Source organism: Tenacibaculum crassostreae, from assembly GCF_964512405.1.
Lineage (GTDB): Bacteria > Bacteroidota > Bacteroidia > Flavobacteriales > Flavobacteriaceae > Polaribacter > Polaribacter crassostreae.
The window spans coordinates 120,400-141,567 of the sequence record NZ_CAZELE010000003.1; the positions used below are offsets into that span (position 1 = coordinate 120,400).

The 21,168-nt window shown below is 32.0% G+C and carries 21 protein-coding genes; 9 read left to right on the forward strand and 12 right to left on the reverse strand.

The features are described 5' to 3' along the window. Window positions 1-106 precede the first annotated feature (106 nt). Complete coding sequence (locus tag ACKTST_RS02790; RefSeq protein WP_408046276.1) at window positions 107-1,336, forward strand: glycosyltransferase; 1,230 nt, start codon at window positions 107-109, stop codon at window positions 1,334-1,336. Here ACKTST_RS02790 and ACKTST_RS02795 read toward each other — a convergent pair. The 5 genes from ACKTST_RS02795 to ACKTST_RS02815 form a co-directional block, all read right to left on the reverse strand. After that, window positions 1,333-2,547 (reverse strand): carboxypeptidase-like regulatory domain-containing protein, encoded by a 1,215-nt coding sequence (locus ACKTST_RS02795; RefSeq protein ID WP_408046277.1) that lies wholly within the window; start codon window positions 2,545-2,547, stop codon window positions 1,333-1,335. The genes ACKTST_RS02790 and ACKTST_RS02795 overlap by 4 nt on opposite strands. 57 nt (window positions 2,548-2,604) lie before the next feature. Beyond that, window positions 2,605-4,638, reverse strand: a complete 2,034-nt coding sequence (locus ACKTST_RS02800) for a M3 family metallopeptidase (protein WP_408046278.1) — start codon at window positions 4,636-4,638, stop codon at window positions 2,605-2,607. A 77-nt stretch (window positions 4,639-4,715) separates the two neighbouring features. Next, on the reverse strand, window positions 4,716-5,195 hold the full coding sequence (gene purE / locus ACKTST_RS02805; protein WP_408046279.1) for a 5-(carboxyamino)imidazole ribonucleotide mutase: 480 nt from the start codon (window positions 5,193-5,195) through the stop codon (window positions 4,716-4,718). 37 nt (window positions 5,196-5,232) lie between these two features. Then, window positions 5,233-6,390 carry a 5-(carboxyamino)imidazole ribonucleotide synthase gene (locus ACKTST_RS02810; RefSeq protein ID WP_408046280.1) on the reverse strand — a complete coding sequence of 386 codons (1,158 nt, stop codon included), beginning with the start codon at window positions 6,388-6,390 and terminating at the stop codon, window positions 5,233-5,235. A 64-nt stretch (window positions 6,391-6,454) separates the two neighbouring features. Then, on the reverse strand, window positions 6,455-6,865 hold the full coding sequence (locus tag ACKTST_RS02815) for a Rieske (2Fe-2S) protein (protein WP_408046281.1): 411 nt from the start codon (window positions 6,863-6,865) through the stop codon (window positions 6,455-6,457). A gap of 170 nt (window positions 6,866-7,035) precedes the next feature. Here ACKTST_RS02815 and greA point away from each other — a divergent pair, with 170 nt between their 5' ends. Next, window positions 7,036-7,509 carry a transcription elongation factor GreA gene (greA, locus tag ACKTST_RS02820; RefSeq protein ID WP_408046282.1) on the forward strand — a complete coding sequence of 158 codons (474 nt, stop codon included), beginning with the start codon at window positions 7,036-7,038 and terminating at the stop codon, window positions 7,507-7,509. 77 nt (window positions 7,510-7,586) lie between these two features. Continuing rightward, complete coding sequence (locus tag ACKTST_RS02825; RefSeq protein WP_408046283.1) at window positions 7,587-7,979, forward strand: HIT family protein; 393 nt, start codon at window positions 7,587-7,589, stop codon at window positions 7,977-7,979. 15 nt (window positions 7,980-7,994) lie between these two features. Here the strand turns inward: ACKTST_RS02825 and ACKTST_RS02830 are convergent, their stop codons facing one another. Continuing rightward, on the reverse strand, window positions 7,995-9,143 hold the full coding sequence (locus tag ACKTST_RS02830) for a sensor histidine kinase (RefSeq protein ID WP_408046284.1): 1,149 nt from the start codon (window positions 9,141-9,143) through the stop codon (window positions 7,995-7,997). Window positions 9,144-9,218: 75 nt separating this feature from the next. Here ACKTST_RS02830 and ACKTST_RS02835 point away from each other — a divergent pair, with 75 nt between their 5' ends. Further along, on the forward strand, window positions 9,219-10,079 hold the full coding sequence (locus ACKTST_RS02835) for a flavin reductase family protein (protein WP_408046285.1): 861 nt from the start codon (window positions 9,219-9,221) through the stop codon (window positions 10,077-10,079). Window positions 10,080-10,086: 7 nt separating this feature from the next. Beyond that, a complete protein-coding gene (locus ACKTST_RS02840; protein WP_408046286.1) occupies window positions 10,087-10,452 on the forward strand; it encodes a DUF3127 domain-containing protein in 366 nt (121 codons plus the stop codon). A 217-nt stretch (window positions 10,453-10,669) separates the two neighbouring features. Here the strand turns inward: ACKTST_RS02840 and ACKTST_RS02845 are convergent, their stop codons facing one another. From ACKTST_RS02845 to ACKTST_RS02855, 3 genes are all read right to left on the reverse strand, one after another. Continuing rightward, on the reverse strand, window positions 10,670-10,903 hold the full coding sequence (locus ACKTST_RS02845) for a DUF1456 family protein (protein ID WP_408046287.1): 234 nt from the start codon (window positions 10,901-10,903) through the stop codon (window positions 10,670-10,672). A 7-nt stretch (window positions 10,904-10,910) separates the two neighbouring features. Next, window positions 10,911-11,543, reverse strand: coding sequence for a YqaA family protein (locus ACKTST_RS02850; RefSeq protein WP_408046288.1), 633 nt, complete (start codon window positions 11,541-11,543; stop codon window positions 10,911-10,913). 75 nt (window positions 11,544-11,618) lie between these two features. Beyond that, window positions 11,619-13,175, reverse strand: a complete 1,557-nt coding sequence (locus ACKTST_RS02855; RefSeq protein ID WP_408046289.1) for an NAD(P)/FAD-dependent oxidoreductase — start codon at window positions 13,173-13,175, stop codon at window positions 11,619-11,621. A 65-nt stretch (window positions 13,176-13,240) separates the two neighbouring features. Between ACKTST_RS02855 and ACKTST_RS02860 the strand changes: the two genes are divergently transcribed. Both ACKTST_RS02860 and aat read left to right on the forward strand, forming a co-directional pair. Beyond that, on the forward strand, window positions 13,241-14,620 hold the full coding sequence (locus tag ACKTST_RS02860; RefSeq protein ID WP_408046290.1) for a short-chain fatty acid transporter: 1,380 nt from the start codon (window positions 13,241-13,243) through the stop codon (window positions 14,618-14,620). Then, window positions 14,621-15,247, forward strand: a complete 627-nt coding sequence (gene aat, locus ACKTST_RS02865) for a leucyl/phenylalanyl-tRNA--protein transferase (RefSeq protein WP_408046291.1) — start codon at window positions 14,621-14,623, stop codon at window positions 15,245-15,247. A gap of 50 nt (window positions 15,248-15,297) precedes the next feature. Here aat and ACKTST_RS02870 read toward each other — a convergent pair whose 3' ends face one another. Then, window positions 15,298-16,875, reverse strand: a complete 1,578-nt coding sequence (locus tag ACKTST_RS02870; protein ID WP_408046292.1) for a hypothetical protein — start codon at window positions 16,873-16,875, stop codon at window positions 15,298-15,300. A gap of 147 nt (window positions 16,876-17,022) precedes the next feature. On the opposite strand from ACKTST_RS02870, the gene ACKTST_RS02875 reads away from it, so the two are divergent. Together ACKTST_RS02875 and ACKTST_RS02880 are read left to right on the forward strand one after the other, a co-directional pair. Next, a complete protein-coding gene (locus ACKTST_RS02875; protein WP_408046293.1) occupies window positions 17,023-18,978 on the forward strand; it encodes a YgiQ family radical SAM protein in 1,956 nt (651 codons plus the stop codon). A 41-nt stretch (window positions 18,979-19,019) separates the two neighbouring features. Further along, window positions 19,020-20,003, forward strand: a complete 984-nt coding sequence (locus tag ACKTST_RS02880) for a hypothetical protein (RefSeq protein ID WP_408046294.1) — start codon at window positions 19,020-19,022, stop codon at window positions 20,001-20,003. A 17-nt stretch (window positions 20,004-20,020) separates the two neighbouring features. On the opposite strand, the gene ACKTST_RS02885 is transcribed toward ACKTST_RS02880, so the two are convergent. Then, on the reverse strand, window positions 20,021-20,560 hold the full coding sequence (locus ACKTST_RS02885; protein ID WP_408046295.1) for a sigma-70 family RNA polymerase sigma factor: 540 nt from the start codon (window positions 20,558-20,560) through the stop codon (window positions 20,021-20,023). 239 nt (window positions 20,561-20,799) lie between these two features. Further along, a complete protein-coding gene (locus ACKTST_RS02890; RefSeq protein ID WP_408046296.1) occupies window positions 20,800-21,141 on the reverse strand; it encodes a DUF3703 domain-containing protein in 342 nt (113 codons plus the stop codon). Window positions 21,142-21,168 lie beyond the last annotated feature (27 nt).

Genomic DNA, 21,168 nt, shown 5'->3' on the forward strand with positions numbered 1-21,168 from the left:
TTAATCGTAGAACAATAGTCAATGCTTTTTATAAGTATGTAGCTTAAAATCCTCATTTATTTGAAATGAGATTATTGATAAGATTTGTTTTACCTTTGAAAATTGTATGAAGAAATTGTTAATAATAGGGTGTGTTTGGGTAGAGAAAACAACTGGGGCAGGTAACAGAATGTTACAGTTACTTGAGTTGTTTTTAAAAGAGAAGTATGAAATTACGTTTGCGACTCCTGCTCAAAAAACCGAGAACACATTAAGCTTACAAGAATTAGGAATTGCTGAAGTTTCTATTGAATTAAACAATGTTTCATTTGATGAGTTTGTTGCTGAGTTAAACCCAAGTATTGTAGTGTTTGATCGATTTATGATGGAAGAACAATTTGGTTGGCGTGTTGCTGAAAATTGTCCGAATGCTTTACGAGTTTTAGATACCGAAGATTTACATTTTTTACGAAAAGTTCGTCAGCAATTAGTAAAAAAAAGAGAAGAGTTTACCAAGAAGGCTTTATTACAATCAGACGAAGCTAAACGAGAAATCGCTGCTATTTTACGTTGTGATGTAAGTTTGATTATTTCTTCGTATGAAAAGAAGTTACTTCAGGAAACTTTTAAAATAGATGAAAATGTGTTGTATCACCTTCCGTTCTTACTAGATAAAATTGAAGATACAATGATTAAAAGTTGGTTGCCTTTTGAAGAGCGTGAACATTTTGTTTTTATAGGGAACTTCTTTCATGCACCTAATGTTGATGCTGTTTTGCAATTAAAAATAATTTGGAAACATATACGAAAGCAATTACCAAAAGCAGAGTTACACATTTACGGTGCGTATGCAACTCAACAAATTCAACAATTGCATAAACCAACAGAAGGGTTTGTAGTAAAAGGTTTTGCTGATGATGCTTTAGAAGTGGTTAAAAAAGCACGTGTAGTATTAGCACCACTACGTTTTGGAGCAGGTATAAAAGGAAAACTAACCGAGGCAATGATGTGCGGAACACCAAGTATAACAACATCAATCGGAGCAGAAGGAATGCATGCCAATTTACCGTGGAATGGTTTTGTGGAAGATGATTATACAAAGTTTGCTGAGAAAGCAGTGGAATTGTATTCGTATGATATTCTCTGGAAGAAATCTCAACAAAAGGGAATTGAAATCATTAATCAGTTGTATGATAAAGAAGAATTGTCAAGCCTTTTCATAAATAGAATAACTGAACTTCAAGAGAATCTACAAAATCATCGAACACATAATTTTTTTGGTAGTTTATTGCAACACCAAACAGTACAAGCCACTAAATACATGAGTAAGTGGATTGAAGAGAAGAATAAAGATTAATTTTTTGTTGGTTGATAATCTAACGGAAGCATATTTGCAAAAGCTTCAAATCCCCAATAACCTTCGTTAAAAACAGCATTCGGATTTATTAATATACCGCTAGGGTCAATTTCTGATTTACCATCTAATAATACGATGTAAGAAGTTTGTACGCCACTAGCTTTTTTTCGTTTACCGAAGGTTCCTACTAAATAATTGTCTTCTTCGATTTCTCTGGTGTAAATAACCATTAAATAATCGTTAAAGTCTAAATAATTAGTGTTGTTTACTGTTGAAAACATCTCAGGGTAATCTACATTTCTCTTATATAAGTAATCTCGGTGTTTTGGCAGTTTAGCTTTTTGTAATACTACAATAGCGCTGTCTAAAGGAGTTATAGGATTAGGAATGTGTTTAGATATATCTATAGGTTCACTAGTAAGCATAAAAAGTTCTCTGGCTAATTGTATTTTTTCTTCAGAAGGTCTGTCTCGATTTAAAACTCGCTTAAACTGATTAATTACAAAACCATCTTTTTTTAAGTTTTGAGATAGTAAGCTTCGTAAAAAATGCATTTGTGAACCATTAAAGGTTTCTAACCTGTTCTTTCTCCATTTGTTTTTAATAAATGATTTTAAATTCTCGTATTTCGCATATCCACTAAAAAAAAGTTGGTTGTTTTGAAGTGTAAACTCAGCTAAATCATAGGTGATTTTATACCCTAACCCTTGATGTTTTATTTGTAATGGCTGTTTGCAAAAAGTTTTAAACGTATTTGTTTTAGGGTTATAGTCAAAATAAATGTCTTTTTCATTTATTATTTTACATTCTGATGCTAGTTTACTTCTTCCCAAAAAAGCTTGTTTAAATTGTGATAAATTGTACTTCCAAGTATCGTCATACACAATTTTTTTAATGACAACTTCATTTAAAAGATTGTCTTCTTCTTCAAGCTTAATATTTATTCTTTGCGTATTGTTTATTGAAGTTACTTGAAGCTGTTTTGTTTTATAACCTAAAAAGGAAACTACTAAAGTATAGCTTCCCTCTTTAGCTTTTAATTCAAAATTTCCTTCAGAATTGGTAATAGAGCCAATGGTAGTATTGTTAAAATATACCGAAGCGCCTTCTAAAGGTTCATTGGTGTTTGATACTACATTTCCTTGAACATGGACTTGAGAAAATATTAGCGTAGAAAAGAATAGATATAAAATAAAAAGTCCCTTTTTCATACAGAATAATTTCTTGTAAAAATAGGGACTAGATTATATTTTAAAAATCTTTTACTGTTAATTATTGTTAATTAACCCAGCACGTTTTAGTAAAGCATCAGAGTTTGGTTCTTTACCTCTAAAACGAACGTATAAATCCATAGGTTTTTCGGTACCACCTTTAGACAATACGTTGTTTTTGAATTTTTGAGCGACTTCTATATTAAAAATTCCTTTTTCTTTAAAATATTCAAAAGCATCGGCATCTAAAACTTCTGCCCATTTATAAGAGTAATACCCTGCAGAATATCCTCCTTGAAAAATATGAGAGAAAGAAGTACTCATGCAATTTTCAACTACATCAGGATATAATTTGGTGTTTTCAAAAGCTGCTAATTCAAATTCTTTTACAGAAGTAATTGTCTCAGGCGACTCGCCTGCGTGCCATGACATGTCTAACAACCCAAAACTTAACTGACGTAAGGTTTGCATTCCTTCATGGAAACTTGCAGACTCTTTAATTTTTTCAACATATTCCATAGGAATCAATTCTCCTGTTTCGTAATGTTTTGCAAACAATTCTAACGCTTCTTTTTCGTAGCACCAGTTTTCTAAAACCTGACTTGGTAATTCCACAAAATCCCAAGAAACCGAAGTTCCTGATAAACTTCCATAAGTAGTGTTTGCTAACATACCATGTAATGCGTGTCCAAACTCATGAAACAAGGTAGTAACTTCGTTAAAAGTTAATAATGATGGTTTTGTTTCGGTAGGTTTGGTAAAATTACATACTATTGAAACTTGCGGACGCTCGTTTACCTCGTTTTTAATTTGTTGCGATTTGTAAGATGTCATCCACGCGCCATTACGCTTACCTGGTCTTGGATGAAAATCAGCATACAGATACGATATAAAGTTTCCATGCTTGCCTGTTACACTGTAACTTTTTACATCTTCGTGGTATTTGTCTATAGAATCAATTTCTTCAAATTGTAAATCGAATAATTTATTGGATATTTCAAAAACACCATCAATAACATTTTCTAATTTAAAATAAGGTTTCAGTAATTCTTGATCTAAACTAAAAAGCTCTTTTTTTAATTTTTCAGCGTAAAAAGCACCGTCCCATTTTTGTAACTGGTCAATTCCGTCTAATTTTTTAGCGTACTTTTCTAAATGCTTAAATTCTTTTAGTGCAGCTGGTTTTGCTTTTTCTAAAAGTTCGTTTAAAAAGTCTAAAACTTTCTCAGGTGTTTCTGCCATTCGTTCTTCTAAAACAAAATGTGCATGCGTTTTATAGCCTAATAAGTTAGCACGTTTATGACGGAGTCTAACGATATCTAAAACAACTTGTTCATTGTTAAATTCGTTTTGTTGAAACCCTTTTTTCCCCATAGCAATCGCTAATTTTTTTCGCAATTCACGATTTTCGGCATAGGTCATAAAAGGAATATAACTCGGGTAATCTAAGGTGATTAACCAACCTTCTTTGTTTTTTTGTTGCGCGAGCAATTTAGCGGCTTCTTTTGCGCTTTCAGGCAATCCAGCTACTTCTTCTTCATTGGTTAACAAAAGTTCATACGAGTTGGTTTCAGCTAAAACATGTTCTCCGAATTGAAGTGATAGTTTAGCTAATTCTGCATCTAGTTTACGAAGTTCAATTTTATCTTCTTCGTTTAAGTTAGCTCCGTTTCTTGCAAATCCCTTGTATTGCTTGTCTAATAAGATGTCTTGTTCAGGAGTTAACTCTAAACTGTCTTTTTGATTATAAACAGCTTTTACTCTTGCAAACAAGTTTTCATTTAAAATCATGTCATTTTTAAATTCACTTAACCAAGGAGAAATATCTTTCGCTATTTCTTGAATTTCTTTGTTGGTTTCGGCAGAATTCAAATTGAAAAAAATTGAAGTAACTCTATCTAATTTTTCACCTACATAATCTAAAGCTTCTGTTGTATTTTTAAAAGTAGGAGCTTCTGTATTTGTTATAATAGAATTTATTTCTTCTTTTGCTAATTCTATGGCTTTTTGAATGGCAGGTTTATAGTTTTCTTCTTTTATTTTTGAGAAAGGAGGCGTATTAAAATCTTGTAATAACGGATTCTTAGTCATAAAATTCTGTTTTTAAAATTGAAGAAACCTCACAGAGGTATTTGTGAGGTTTCGGTATTTAGAGTACTAAAGTACTATTATTTTTTTACTCTTTCAGAAGCTTGTTCAACCTTTAGTTTTAAGCCTTCTTTGTAAGCGATAATTTTATCTAACACACATTTGTCTGAGGCTCCAATAATTTGTGCCGCTAAAATTCCCGCATTTTTTGCGCCGTCTAAAGCAACAGTTGCAACAGGAACGCCCCCAGGCATTTGAAGAATGGATAAAACAGAATCCCAACCATCAATAGAGTTTCTACTTTTTACAGGAACACCAATTACAGGTAACGGACTCATACTAGCGACCATACCAGGTAAGTGAGCTGCACCACCAGCACCTGCAACAATAACTTTAACACCTCTTTTGTGTGCGTTATTAGCATAATCGAATAATTTCTCAGGAGTTCTGTGAGCAGACACAATATCTACTTCAACTTGAATATCAAAACTCTCTAAAATATCAATTGCTTCTTGCATTATTGGAAGATCAGAATCGCTTCCCATGATAATTCCTACCATAATTTTATGTTTTGTCACCTCGAGCGTAGTCGAGAGGTTATTTTGCTATTACTTTAATAGTTTCTTTTACTTGTTGGGCAACTTTTCTCGCTTCATTAATATCTTCATTCACAATAGTTACGTGTCCCATTTTACGGAAAGGTTTGGTTGTTTTCTTTCCGTAGATATGCGGGGTTACGCCATCGACCTTTAAGATTTCTTCAATGTTTTTGTAAACTACCTCACCAGTATATCCTTCAGCTCCCACCAAATTTACCATAATACCAGCAACTTTACTTTCGGTATTTCCTAACGGAAGGTTTAAAATACTTCGTAAATGTTGTTCAAATTGATTGGTATAACTTGCTTCAATAGAATAATGTCCAGAGTTATGAGTTCTTGGAGCAACTTCATTTACTAAGATTTCATTATTTTCTGTCTGAAACATTTCCACAGCTAACAAACCAACAAAATCGAAAGCATCGGCAACTTTTAAAGCAACTTCACGCGCTTTTTTAGCTACAGCTTCATCAATACGAGCAGGACAAATTACATATTCTACTTGATTGGCTTCTGGGTGAAACTCCATTTCAACCACTGGATATGTTTTAATTTCTCCTTGTTTATTTCTGGCAACAATTACAGCTAGTTCGTTTTTAAAAGGAATGAGTTGTTCTGTAATACATTCACCCGTAGGTAAACTTTCTAAATCTTCGATTGAGCGAACAATTTTAACCCCGTTTCCATCGTAACCGAATCGAGCTGATTTCCATACAAAAGGAAAATTGATAATATTATTTTCGTAGGAATGTTTTAATTCTTCTAAATAAGCATAGTGATTAAAAGGAGCGGTAGGGATATCGTGATCTTTGTAAAACTTTTTTTGAGCAGCTTTGTTTTGAATGATGCGTAAGTTTTTAGGCTTTGGATAAATGGTTAAACCTTCTGCTTCTAATTTGTCAAGCGCATCAATGTTTACGTTTTCAATTTCTATAGTAAGTAAATCTACTTGTTTTCCAAAGTTGTAAACAGTGTCAAAATCTAACAAATCACCTTGATGAAATTCGTTGCAAATTTGTGCACAAGGCGCTTCAGAGTTTCCGTCTAAAATAACCGTGTAAATATCAAGTTTTTGTGTTTCGGTAAGTAGCATTCTACCTAATTGACCGCCACCTAAAACGCCCAATTTAAAAGAAGATGAAAAATAATTTTTCACGTGTAATGATTAATTGTGTTGTTGTTACCGCAAAAATAAGAATCTTATTGATAGTAGAATATTATTAACGAGATATTCTTAATTGTGAACTGTTTATTTGCGTAACAAAGTACATTAAAGCGTTACAACCTTCTCCACTTTTAGGAGCGCCATCAGCTAAATAATTGTATTTAATATCATCACAAGGACAGATAATTTCTACTCCGTTAAAAGTCATTAAAGAATTACAGTTTCTTTCAGGGCATTGTCTGTCAAAAGCTCTATAGCTTGATGTTCCAGTTCTAAAAATAAAAACATTTCTACCTTGAATCGTATTTTTAGAATCTCCACCAGCAACTAATAATCCGCTAAATTCTGGTAAAGACAAATCGATAATTGAATTCATTTGTACACCAGGAAAACAATTGTTTACAGGGGTGTTATCGCCACATCCAAAACAGATTAAGAATAAAAAAAGGTAAAAGATTTTTTTCATTTTTTTAGTACAGAGTTGTTATTATAACGTGACGAAGTTACAAATATTTTGTACATTTGTGAGACAATCTCATTCCTTACGGCGTGAGATTTTTAACTTTTATAAACTTCTACTAAAGTAGATTACAAGTTTATAAAAAATGAAGTTTGTAGATTTTTAAAAGAGAAGAGATGAGTAATGTATCATATTATACTGAAGAAGGATTAAAAAAACTTAAAGAAGAATTAGCACATTTAGAGCAGGTTGAAAGACCTCGTGTTTCTCAAGAAATTGCGGATGCTCGTGATAAAGGAGATTTAAGTGAAAATGCAGAATATCATGCAGCAAAAGAAGAACAATCGTTGTTAGAAACTAAAATAGCAAAATTAAAAAACGTAGTAGCGAATGCTCGTGTAATTGATGAGAGTCAGTTAGATACGTCTAAAATTTTAATTCATTCGATAGTTAAAATTAAGAACACTGCTAATGGAATGGAGTTTACTTATACTTTAGTTGCTGATAGTGAAAGTGATGTTAGAAATGGTAAGTTATCTGTTAACTCTCCGATAGGAAAAGGGTTGTTAGGTAAAAAAGTAGGTGAAGTTGCAGAAATTCAAGTTCCTAATGGAATTATGAAGTTTGAAATTGTTGAAATTTCTAGATAACGAAAAAAATAGTTTTTATGAAAGCGTTGCGTAAGCAACGCTTTTTTTATTTTTACAATAAACTAAACATTTACAACATGGCAAGTATTTTTACCAAAATAGTAAACGGAGAAATTCCGTGTTATAAGGTTGCTGAAGATGATAATTATTTTGCTTTTTTAGATATTAATCCGAATGCAAAAGGACACACATTGGTAATTCCAAAACGAGAGGAAAATAAGTTGTTCGATTTATCAAAAGAGGAATATGAGGGACTAATGTCTTTTTCGTACAGAGTAGCAAAAGCGATAGAGAAAACAGTTCAGTGCGATAGAGTAGGAATGAGCGTTATTGGTTTAGAAGTGCCGCATGTACATGTACATTTAATTCCCATTAACTCAATGGCTGATATGCAGTTTATGAAAAAAGAAAAGCTAACAACTGAGGAATTTATTGCTGTAGCCAAGGGAATTGCTAAAAATTTTAAGTAATAGAACTGGTAATTTCTATTTTAATTTTAATAAAATTTCAAACGTAGTTCCTTTTCCTAATTCTGATTTTAGTACGTGAATTTTTCCTTTGTGGTAATCTTCAACAATGCGTTTTGAAAGCGATAATCCTAAACCCCAACCACGTTTTTTGGTTGTAAATCCAGGGTTAAAAACTTGTGAAAATTGAGCTTTTGGTATTCCTTTACCTGTATCGCTAACCAATATTCTAACGTCTTTATGGTTTTCTGTTATTTTTAAAGAAACACTTCCTTTACCAAGCATTGCATCAATAGCATTTTTAATAAGGTTTTCAATAACCCAACCGTATAATTCGGTGTTTAGGTCGCATATAATTTCTTCTTTTTCAGCAAAAAACTCAAATGAAATTTGTTTAGAACTTCTGTTTTCTAAATAATCGAAAGCAGTTTTGGTAATCGAAACTATATTATGAGGATGTAATTCTGGAAGCGATCCAATTTTAGAAAAACGATTGGCTATGGTATTTAAACGATGCACATCTTTTTCAATTTCATCAACATAATTACTACTAATGTTTTCGGTTCGTAAAATGGCTATCCATCCTAACAAAGAAGACAATGGAGTTCCTATTTGGTGCGCGGTTTCTTTTGCCATACCCGTCCAAAGTTTATTTTGTTCTGCTACTTTGTTTGATTTGTAAACCATGTAGATAATAGTCAAAAACAACCCTAAAATTAACACTAAGGCAAGCGGATAATATTTAAGCTTGTACAACAGATCGGAGTTTCTGTAATAGATATATTCCTTTATATTTAAGTATTCAAGAAAAATTGGCTCATTTTGATTTTTCATAATCGCCAATTGTTGCTTTAAATATTCAGGTTCTTTCGATTTAATAGAATCTAAATTATGAAACTGCTTTATTTCACCGTTTTCATCTACTAAAATTGTCGGAATATTTTCGATGGTTTCGTAAACCTTGTTTACAAGGTTAAAGTTGTCGTTTAAATCAGGGTTAGAAGCAACTTCTTTAATTGCGGTTGCATAAATTTCCATCTTAGCACGTTCATCTTCTTTAAATTTTTGAAAGAATACGTAGGTGTTCCATAGAATAAATAAAACGATTAGTAAAGAAATACTAATAGCAATTCGCTTAATCCAATACGTGTTTTTAAAAAAAGCCATCAATCAAATATAAACTATTCTGAAGAATAACTGAATTTATAAATAGGTAGTATATTTACACTAAAATTTTATAGTATGTTATCAATTAATCCTAAAGATATACCAACTGCAAAACTACATGGTTATTTATTAGGAGCTGTTGCTCCTAGACCTATTGCTTTTGCAAGTACTATTGATGCTGATGGAAATCCGAATTTATCTCCGTTTAGTTTCTTTAATGTGTTTGGAGCGAATCCGCCAATTATGATTTTTTCGCCTGCACGAAGTGTACGAGATAACAAAACAAAACATACATTAGATAACGCAGAAGAAACTAAAGAGGTTGTTGTAAATGTTGTAAACTATGACATTGTGCAACAAATGTCGTTGAGTAGTACCATGTATCCGAAAGGAGTAAATGAGTTTGTAAAAGCAGGATTTACCATGTTGCCTTCTGATGAAGTTAAACCGTTTAGAGTTGCTGAATCTCCGGTACAGTTTGAGTGTAAAGTAAAAGATATTATTTATACTGGAGAAGAAGGAGGAGCAGGAAATTTAATTGTTTGTGAAGTTGTAAAACTACATATTAATGAAGCTGTTTTAGCTGAAGATGGAAGTATTGATCAACATAAAATAGATTTAGTAGCAAGAGCAGGAGGAAGTTATTACAGTAGAGCAAGAGACGGTTTTTTTGAAATTCCGAAGCCTTTAAGTACTTTAGGAATCGGTGTAGATCAAATTCCTGCTGAAATAAGAAATAGCAATGTGTTAACAGGAAACAATTTAGGAATGTTAGGTAATGTAGAACAATTACCAAGCGAAGAGGCTGTTAATAACTTTGCAAAAGAACATGCTCATTTTGTGGGTGTTTCAACTGAAAAAAAACATACTTTTGCACAAGAGTATTTACAAAATAATGATGTAGAAAGTGCTTGGAAAGTACTTTTAATTAAATAGATTAGAAATGGAAGTAATAGGGAAAATTAAATTAATTAACGAGACACAAACATTTGGGTCTAACGGATTTAGAAAGCGTGATATGGTAGTAACTACAGATGAGCAATATCCGCAAATGATTTTAATTGAATTTATTCAAGATAAGTGTGATTTGTTAAACAACTACCAAGTAGGGCAAGACGTAAAGGTTTCTATTAATTTAAGAGGAAGAGAGTGGATTAACCCACAAGGAGAAGCAAAATATTTTAACTCTGTTCAAGGATGGAGAATTGAAAACTTAGCGCAAGGAGCACCTCAAAACATTCCACCAGCAGATCAATTCGAGCCTGCCCCAGATTTATCGGCTAACGAACCAGATGATTTACCTTTCTAAGAAATCTTAGAAAAATAAATATAACTAAAAAGAACACAAAATTGTGCTCTTTTTTTGTTTTGCGGAAAGTTGCATTTTTTATTGCGGGTATCCCGTTTATCAAACCAAAATGAGCATATATATTTGTAGTATAATCATTCAGTAAATGAGTGAGGAATTATTTAAGGGGAAAATAAAAAACCTTCTGATTTTTTCAGAAGGTTTTTTTTATTGAGTATTATTTTTCTGGCATCGGACCTCTTAAATGAATGATCAATCCATTTAAAAAATTGCGTAAAAACTGATCACCACACTCCATATACTTCGGGTGATCTTCTTTTCTAAAAATAGCGTTGATTTCAGATTTAGATACTTTAAAATCTACCAAAGCACAAATATCTATAATATCAGTATCTCTTAATTTATGTGCTACGCGAAGCTTCTTAAAAATGTCGTTGTTGTTTAGTCCCATAATTATTTTAGTTTACTACAGAAAATATAGCCCAAGCATAAATAGCAAATCGTACAAAACGGAATAAGCCTACAAAAACTACATTTTTAAAAGGATATTTAATCATACCAGCGGTTAAACAACTAATAGCAAAAGGCAATGGTAATAAAGCGCCTACTAAAATTAAAAAACCTCCCCACTTACTAGTGTTTTTAAGATTTTTAGCCATTTTAACTTCTAAGTAATTTTTTACTGAATTAATTTTTAACGAAGCTCTACCTATAAAATAAGCACACAAACCACCTAAATAAGACAAAGTAGCTAGTATTGATAAATTTAATAAAGGAGTTGCTGTTTTTTTAGACCAAGCGATAAAAATTTCTGGTGGAATTAACCCTAAAATAGTTTCTGAAATAAAGAAAGTAATTAAAATTCCTACTCTAGAAAAAGTTTCGGTCATGGTTTGTAAACCTTCATTAATATTATATACATATTTGTTAAACAATATTAATGCTATTACTACACCTACAATTGGCCAAAAAGCTTTTTTCAAACTTTCCCAAATAAACATATAAAACCCCGTACGCTTGTAATAATTATGCAAACGTTTGTGGTGAGGTTTGTCTATCTTCTTTTTATTTTTCTTGTTTTTTTTACTCATTTTAAAAAAACTTACGTTTTTTGGAACTGCAAAAATACGAGGTAAATAAAGAATACACTAACAATTAATTGTTAATTATAACTTAGCAACTGCTGCTTCGGCACAACGTTCACCATCCATAGCTGCAGAAATGATTCCTCCAGCATAACCACCACCTTCACCACAAGGAAATAAACCTTCAATTTGAGGATGTTCTAAATCTTCTTTTCTTGGGATGTTTACAGGAGAGGAAGTTCTAGATTCAACCCCAACAATATTAGCTTCAGCAGTGTAATAACCGTGCATTTTTTGTCCGAACGCTGCAAAACCTTTACGCAATCTGCTTCCTATTAATTTTGGAAGTAATGAGTGTAATGGTGAAGAATTTAACCCTGGTTGATACGAACAATCGTTTAAAGATGTTGATAAACGACCTTCAACAAAATCAGTTAAGCGTTGCGCTGGTGCAACTTGACTTCTTCCGCCTGCGTTAAAGGCTAATTTTTCTAAATCTTTTTGATATTGTAAGCCTTTTAAAACTCCGTATTTTTCATATTTCGGTAAATCTTTATCAACATTAATTTCAACAACAATTCCTGAGTTTGCAAACTTGTTATTTCTACGTGATGGCGACATTCCGTTTACCACAACTTCTCCGTTAGAGGTTGCCGCAGGAACAATAAATCCACCAGGGCACATACAAAACGAATACACACCACGATTTCCTACTTGATGTACCAAACTATACGCAGCAGCAGGTAATAATTCATCACGTTGCCCAGTACAACTATATTGAATTTGATCGATAATTTCTTGTGGATGCTCTACACGAACTCCCATTGCAAACGACTTTGCTTTTAGTAAAATGTCTTTTTTATGAAGCAGCTCGTAAATATCTCTTGCGGAATGACCAGTAGCTAAAATTACAGCATTTACCGTCATTTCAGTTCCGTTTTGTAGCTGTATGGCTTGTAGTTTGTTGTTTTTAACGATAAAATCGGTAACACGAGTTTCAAAATGAATTTCACCACCGTGTTTTAAAATCGTTTCACGAATGTTTTGAATAATTTTTGGAAGTTTGTTGGTTCCAATATGCGGATGCGCATCGATTAAAATTTGTTCAGTAGCTCCGTGATATACTAAATTTTCAAAAATCTTACGAACATCGCCACGTTTTAAACTTCGGGTGTAAAGTTTTCCGTCAGAATAGGTTCCTGCTCCACCTTCACCAAAACAATAATTAGAATCTGGATTCACCTCATGAAATTGGTTAATTGCACGCAAATCTCTACGACGATCTTGTACATTTTTACCACGTTCTAAAACGATTGGTTTATAACCCAATTCGATACAGCGGAGTGCTGCGTACATACCCGCAGGACCAAATCCAACAATATGAACTTCTTTAGCATTCGATACATCTTGGTATTCAAAAATATACTCCGAAGTATCAGGTTGAGGTTCGTTGATGTACACAGCAACCTTGTAGTTAAAAACAACTTCTTTTTTACGCGCATCTATCGATTTACGCAATACCTTAACGCTGGTAATATCAGCAATATTAATTCCTAATTTTTTAGCAGCTTTAAGCTGTAAAGCATTGTCTTTACGCTCTTCTACTAAGTTTACACGTAATTGAAGTTCTTTTACCATTTTGCAAAACTAGGTAAAATAAGATTCAGTCTATTTAATTATTTTAGCAAATCAAATTTAATTTTATGAAGATTACTCAGGTTATTGAAAGCGTTTTCAAAAAATATTTACCTTCTCCTTTTACCATCGCTATTTTACTAACATTAGTTACCATACTACTAGCTTTGGTGTTTACAAAACCAGAAGAGGCTTCCGTATTAAATTATTCTTTAGAAGTATTGCAGTTTTGGGAAAACGGAATTTGGACGAACGGATTATTGGTTTTTGCCTATCAAATGATGCTGATTTTGGTGTTAGGACACGTATTGGTATTAAGTAAACCTGTGAGTGATTTGATTTTAAAAGTAACAAAATTTTGTACTAACACAGCAAAAAGTGCTGCTATCGTGAGCTGTACAACCATGTTAGTCGCTTTTTTTAACTGGGGATTAGGACTCATCTTTGGAGCTTTGTTGGCACGTAAAGTAGCTGAACATGCACAGAAAAACAACATCCAATTAAATTATCCAATTATTGGCGCTGCGGGTTATGTAGGTTTGATGGTTTGGCATGGGGGGATTTCTGGTTCGGCACCAATTAAGATTAACGAAAGCGGACATATAAAAAGTATTATGCAATCGGTTTCTTCGGAGGAAATACTTGCTAAAATTCCGAATTTAATTTCTTATTCTGAAACAGTATTTAGTTGGTGGAATTTGATAATTTTTATAGCGGTATTGTTGGTAGTTACAACTACCTTTTATTTCCTTGGAAAAAAAGCAACACCTACTGTAATTAACTTGCCAGAATATCAATTAAACAAAGAAGAGAAAGCCAGCACACAAGCCGAAAAGTTAGACAGTTCTAAATTATTAGCTATTGTTTTTGGAGTTTTAATTTTAGTAGCGTTTTCGTATCGCTATTGGACAGATATTCAGCAGTTAAAAATTACCCCAAACTTAATCAACTTTTTTATGTTAGGGTTAGGGATTATTTTACACGGAAGTTTTAAAAAGTTTACCAATGCAGTAGGAGAATCTATAAGTGATGTTTCTGGAATTTTAATTCAGTTTCCGTTGTATTTTGGTATTATGGGAATTATGAAAAGTGCGGGAATGGTAACGCTGATTTCTGATTTTTTTGTGTCTATTTCTACTGCTACCACATTACCAATATTTACATTTTTTAGCGCAGGATTGGTAAATATTTTTGTGCCTAGTGGTGGAGGGCAATGGGTTGTGCAAGGTCCTATCGTCGTAGAAAGTGCGTTGCAATTAGGAGTTCCGTTACCCAAAGCGATAATGGCATTGGCATATGGCGATCAAATAACCAATATGTTGCAGCCTTTTTGGGCGTTACCCTTATTAGGAATTACAAAGTTAAAAGCAAAAGAAATTTTACCATATACTTTAATTGCTATGGTAGTGGGAAGTGTGGTTTATTTATTAGGTTTATTGTTGTTTTAGATGATTTGGTTAGGAAAAGAATTGGTGTTCCCTCCGGTAGAATTAGCTACAGAAGATGGAGTTTTGGCTTTTGGTGGAGATCTAAGTGTTGAGCGATTAAAACTAGCCTATAAAAGCGGAATTTTCCCTTGGTTTAATGAAGATGAACCTATTGTTTGGTATTCACCTTGGGAACGTATGGTATTGTTTCCTGATGAAGTAAAAGTGTCTAAATCGATGAAAAAAGTTTTCCGAAAAGGAGAGTTTACCATTACAGAAAACAAAGCTTTTAATGACGTAATTTTTAATTGCAGGTATATCAATCGTTTTGACCAATTAGGAACGTGGATTACCGATGAAATGGAAGATGCTTACATTAACTTACATGATAAAGGGTATGCAAAATCTATAGAAGTTTGGATAGACGATAAATTAGTAGCTGGTTTATATGGGGTAGATTTAGGAAATGGTGTGTTTTGCGGTGAGAGTATGTTTAGTAAAGTGAGTAATATGAGCAAAGTTGCATTTATTCATTTAGCTAAAAAAGGTGGGTATAAATTAATCGACTGTCAAGTATATAACCACCATTTAGCAAGTTTAGGTGCTCGTGAAATTCCTAGAAATGAATTTTTAAAGTTGTTGAAATAAAATATGAATTTTTAAAGTGATAAAAAAAGCCGCTATTATAGCGGCTTTTTTTAGATACTTAATTTAAGTACTTGAGAGTCTTTATTTCTTTTTCCTAAAAGAATTACTTCATTTCTTTTATTAGAAACAATACCATTATTTACTTTGTAATAAACCTTTGAGTCTTTTTTATCAATTAGTTTTTTTATTTCATAAGCCCCATCACCATTAACTGAAATAGCATACAAGTTTGAGTTTTTAGCAGAGGTTTGTTTAAATTGAATACGATCGTCTCTTAACTTTTTTAATTTATCAGAACAATTAATGAAAAAATATGTTTTATTATTTACTGATAAAGGTGTAAAAGAACTATTATCATAACCTGTTTGAGCTTTGTTAATATTTCTAGCCCATTTTAAACCTCCTGTTTTATCTAATCTAAACGAAATAATATCGTCATAATGTTGAATTGTTGTTGTTGTCATTACTCCATTTGGTCCAGACATTGTATGGGTGGTTATATAGTCTTCTTCGGCATTTATAACTAAATCACCATCAGTCATTACTTCGATACTTTTAAATTTTATATCAGTAAGTCCTTTTTTCTGTTTTCTACTTTTTTTTCCTTCTCTATCACCGTATTTATCATTTAAAAAAGTTTTAGAAAAAGGATTAAATTTTTTGGTTTCTAATTTTAAAGAAATAGGATTTAAATTAAATAAACAAACTCCATTATACCTTCCCTCATCTCTATTTCCATAAAAGCCTATACAAGCTAATTTATCATTATTTTTCACCAAAGATAAGCTTCCTATAAATTTATCAGGATTTTTAAAGCTCACCTCTTTTTCATCATTATGGTCAATTTTTGTTAAGACAAAATGATAATTTGCTTTTCCATTTTTTTTAGCTTTTCTTTTATTGTTTTCATAAGATTTTCCTAAGAAGTAAACTGAACCATTTTCATCATCAACTTCAATACTATTGTACTGAAATAAACGATCTTTAATGTCTTTAACTAGGAGTTTATCGTAAATCATTTTAAGATCATTGTTAAAAACAAAGATTTTATGAGTTTCTTTCTCTTTATCTTTAAAATCAAAATTGATAGCAAAGAATTTATTGTTTTTAGACATAATTACATTACCTAAGTGGTCACCATCCATTTGGTCGATTCCGTTATCAAAAAAGAAAGGAAATAAAGCAACACTAAAGTAGTTTTTTACGTTTTTCTCTGAGAAGTGTAGGAGCTCTTTTTTGGTAAACTCAATATTATTAATGTCAGAAATTAAAGCATTATATATAATCTCCTTTTTTTCTTTGTTACGCTCAAATTCGATTAAATAAAGTTTTCCGTTTTTAACAAATGCATTTTCAATACGATTCTTCCTTACTTCGTAGTCATACTCGTTTTTAAGGGTTAAGTTTTTGTCAAAGTGTTGAATATAATATCCTTTTGTTTTTTTTATAGGAAATCCAGCTAGGTATTTTCGAATAATTATAATACCACCTTGATCGTCATCTAAAGAAAAAGATAAAAAACTATGCTTCTTTTTATCTTTAAAAATTTCACTTTTTGTTATGTTGAACTCTTGTGCAAAGGTTACTGATGTTAATAATATAAGTAATATTAAAGTAATTTTTTTCATAGAAATTATAGGGTTTATTTATTTAAAAAGTTGCAAATATAAAATTTGTAATTATTTATATAGGAAATCAATAAACAAAACTAATTATTTTCTTTAGCTAATTTAAGTAGACTACTGTATGATAAATCGTTGTATCTTTGCAACGGCATGAGAATAAGACGAGTTTCAGATTGGTTACCTACTACAAATAAGGAGGTTAAGTTACGTGGATGGGATGAATTAGATGTAATTCTATTCAGTGGAGATGCATATGTAGATCATCCATCATTTGGGCCTGCGGTAATTGGTCGTATTTTAGAAAGTTACGGCTTACGAGTAGCCATTGTACCACAACCTAGTGTACATGACAATTTGCAAGATTTTGAGAAGTTAGGAACTCCAAGATTATTTTTTGCAGTTACTGGTGGTTGTATGGATCCGATGGTGAGTAATTATACCGCAAGTAAACGTCGTCGTGATAAAGATGCGTATACCCCTAACGGAGATAAGGGTTTTAGACCCGATTATGCTACTTCGGTATATTCTAAAATTTTAAAAGAAAAGTTTCCTGATGTTCCTGTGTTAATTGGAGGAATTGAAGCTTCGTTGCGTCGTGTTACACATTACGATTATTGGTCTGATAAACTGCTACCAACTATTTTAGAAACTTCTAAAGCAGATATGTTGGTGTATGGAATGGGGGAGCAACCTCTACGAGAAATCGTTGAGTTGTTGCAAAAAGGCGTTCCGTTTTCAAGTTTAAAAACCATTAAGCAAACAGCTGTTTTATTAGAGGAAGGTGAGAGAGTTCCAAAAAACAAGAATTGGGATGATGTAGAAATCAGCTCGCATGAAATTTGTTTAAAGGATAAAAAAGCCTACGCTTCTAATTTTAAAGTGATAGAGCAGGAGTCGAACAAATTGTATGCGCGTCGTATTTTTCAACAGGTTGGAAAAAAGAAGTTGATGATTAATCCGCCATTTCCAACAATGACAGAAGAGGAAATTGATGCTTCATTCGATTTACCATACACACGATTGCCACACCCTAAGTACAATAAACGAGGACCAATTCCTGCGTTTGAAATGATTAAGTTTTCAATCAATATTCACCGTGGATGTTTTGGTGGTTGTAGTTTTTGTACTATTTCGGCACACCAAGGAAAGTTTATTGCTAGTCGTAGTCAAGAATCTGTGTTAAGAGAAGTAGATCAAGTTGCCCAAATGGATGACTTTAAAGGGTATTTATCTGATATTGGTGGACCTTCGGCGAATATGTATAAGATGCAAGGAAAGGTTCAGTCAATTTGCGATAAGTGTGTTGCTCCGTCGTGTATTTCACCTGTAATTTGTAGTAATTTAGATACCTCACACAAACCATTAACTGAATTATATCAAGCTGTAGATGCGCACCCGAAGGTGAAGAAATCATTTATTGGAAGCGGAATTCGACACGATATGTTAGTACCTGAATTCAATAAAAATGCGGATCCTAAAGAGTTAGATGCCTATACAGAAGAGGTGATGACAAAACACGTTTCTGGGCGATTGAAAGTAGCACCTGAACATACTTCTGATCCTGTGTTAAAATTGATGCGTAAACCGTCGTTTAAATACTTTCATTTATTTAAAGAACGTTTTGATCGTATCAACATCAAAAAGAAATTAAAGCTTCAGTTAATACCTTATTTTATATCAAGTCACCCAGCTTGTGAGGCAGAAGACATGGCAAACTTAGCTGCTGAAACGAAAGACATGGGCTTTCAGTTAGAGCAAGTACAAGGGTTTACACCAACACCTATGACGGTTGCTACGGTGATTTATTATAGTGGATATCATCCGTATACGTTGAAGGAAGTTAAAACTCCGAAAACAAAAAAGGAGAAGGAAGATCAGCACAAGTTTTTCTTTTGGTATAAAAAGGAAAATAAGCAATGGATTAAAGATACGTTAAACAAAGTTGGACGTACTGATTTATTGAAAAAGTTACTTCCAGAAGACACTTCGTGGCGTAAAAATAAAGCAGGAAAAACCAAAAATACGTTTGACGATACGGTAACTTTTAAGAGCAAAGAAAAACCGTCAAGAAGAAAAAATAAAGGTTTTAAGAAGAAGAGACGATAGATTGTGTTACTTTAGTTTTGTAATCTAAAAATGTTATGAAAATGAGATTGATTTATTTGATCTGCTTTTTAATACCCTACAATATTACTTTTTCTCAAGAGCAGATAATTACTTCTGAAAAACTTAATGGTAAAAAAAATACAATAACTTTAGATAGCTTGTTGTTAGATCAAGGGTTTTATTATCAGAAAAAAAATAGACATGAAGAAGCTATAAAAAGTTTTAAATTTGGTTTAACTAAAGATTTAGTTTTCAGAAACCCTTCTATGTACGCCAAATTTATTGAAGGAATTGCAATTAGTAATTTGGCTTTAGGTAAAATTGATGGAGTGTTAAAAGCATATAAAGAAGTTTTATCAATTAAGGAAAAAGTTGGCAATGCTCAGGAGTTATTTTCTACTCATATAAACATAAGCGACTATCATAAAAAAACTTCTAGCTATAAGTTGGCAAGGTTACATGCAATTAGGGCTTATAATTACGCTGTAGAAATAAGTGATTCAAAACTTGAATCCAAAGCTTTAGAAGAAATTGTTAACCTCAACATTAATAAAGAGTCTGAAGATTATTTTAAAAAGTATCTCGCTATAAAAGAAGACTTAATAGCGAGAAATATTAATATAACAGAGAAGCTTAGTAGAAGTGATTATTTGAATTCTGAAAAGGATAAAGAGATTTCTAATTTAATAATAGAAAAAGTTCAAGTTGAAAAGAAATTGTCTAATCAAGAAAATACTAGTCTTATTTTTGGTTTATTGAGTTTGGCAGTTTTGTTTTTTGGTGTAGGTTTAATTTTCTTTGTTAGTAAAAGAAAGAATAAGGAAATTAATGGTTATAAAGAAAGAAATAAAAAGATACTTTCGGAACAAGAAGAAGCTATAGAGAGATTATCAAATGTGCGTGAAAAGCTAAGTTCTTTTTCTGTTAGTTCAGATATGAAAGAAATTAATAAATACTCTTTTTATCTTCAGGAAATTGAAAGTATTGAAAAAAACTTACAAGAAGAATTAAACAAAAGGAGTTGATTTAAGAATTACTAAAATCAACTACAAACTTTACAATCGTCTTTATCTTGAATTTCACCTACTAATTTTCCATTTTCATTTAAAACAAACCCACAACAATCCATAAATCCTTGGGCAATTAGTTTACGAGCACGTTGAATTTGTGATTTTGTGGTTGGTAAACTTTGGTTGAGTTGTTGAGCGACTTCTTGTTGTTTTAACCCTTTGATATCCGATAAAAATAAGGGGTCTCGGTATTTTTTTGGTAAGCTATGTAAAATACCTTGTAAACAATCTTTTTCTGTGTGTTTGTGTTCTTCTATATTGGTTTCTGTTTCAAAAGTAGTCAATTCATAAGTTTGATTGGTGCTTTTAAAATAATCCATAATAGAATTACGAGCTATGGTGAAAATCCAAGGTTTTAGTTTGGTGATGTCTTTTAAGGTGTGCAGCTTGGTGTGTACTTTTATAAAAGTATCTTGTAGCAAGTCTTCAGTTACATCATTGTTTTTTACTTTACTTTGAATAAAGTATTTAATACCATCGGCATATTTTGTCCAAACTTGTTTTGTCGTCATCTTATAAAGTTACAAAAAATGTCATTACGAAGTTTTTAAATGATTGCCTCGTAATGATAGTTAACAAATTAAATTAATTAACAATTGCAGTTTGTGCATGTGCAATTTTCACAAGTACAATTACTACAACTACCAGTTTTGCATCCTTCACAAGTACAGGTACATTCATTTTTATAATTCATATTATTATTGTTTTAATGTTTCATATAGTAGACTTATAAAACTTTAAAAAGATGCATTTAATTTAAAAAATATTTTTGTAGTTCTTTTCTTATAGGAATAGGTTTGATAGGAGATATGTTTACGCCTCCGGTATTTCCTTTAGGAACCCATATGTTAGTAAAGATAAATGATGCTAAGATTCGTGTAATTTGTCCAAAGATTTCTTTAACATTTTTTGATTTAATTCCGTGTATTAACATCCAGTAATGAGAAAGTGTATGTCTGTACCAATGTTTTTGTCCTAAAATATGAGCGTTCTCAAAATGATAAAATGACACTTTAAAACGATAGTTTTTAAGTGCCATTTTACCTAACTGTAGTTGTTTTTTAAATTCTTGTTTGCGTTGAAGTTTCGTCATGATTTTTTATAATCAGACATTTTAAAA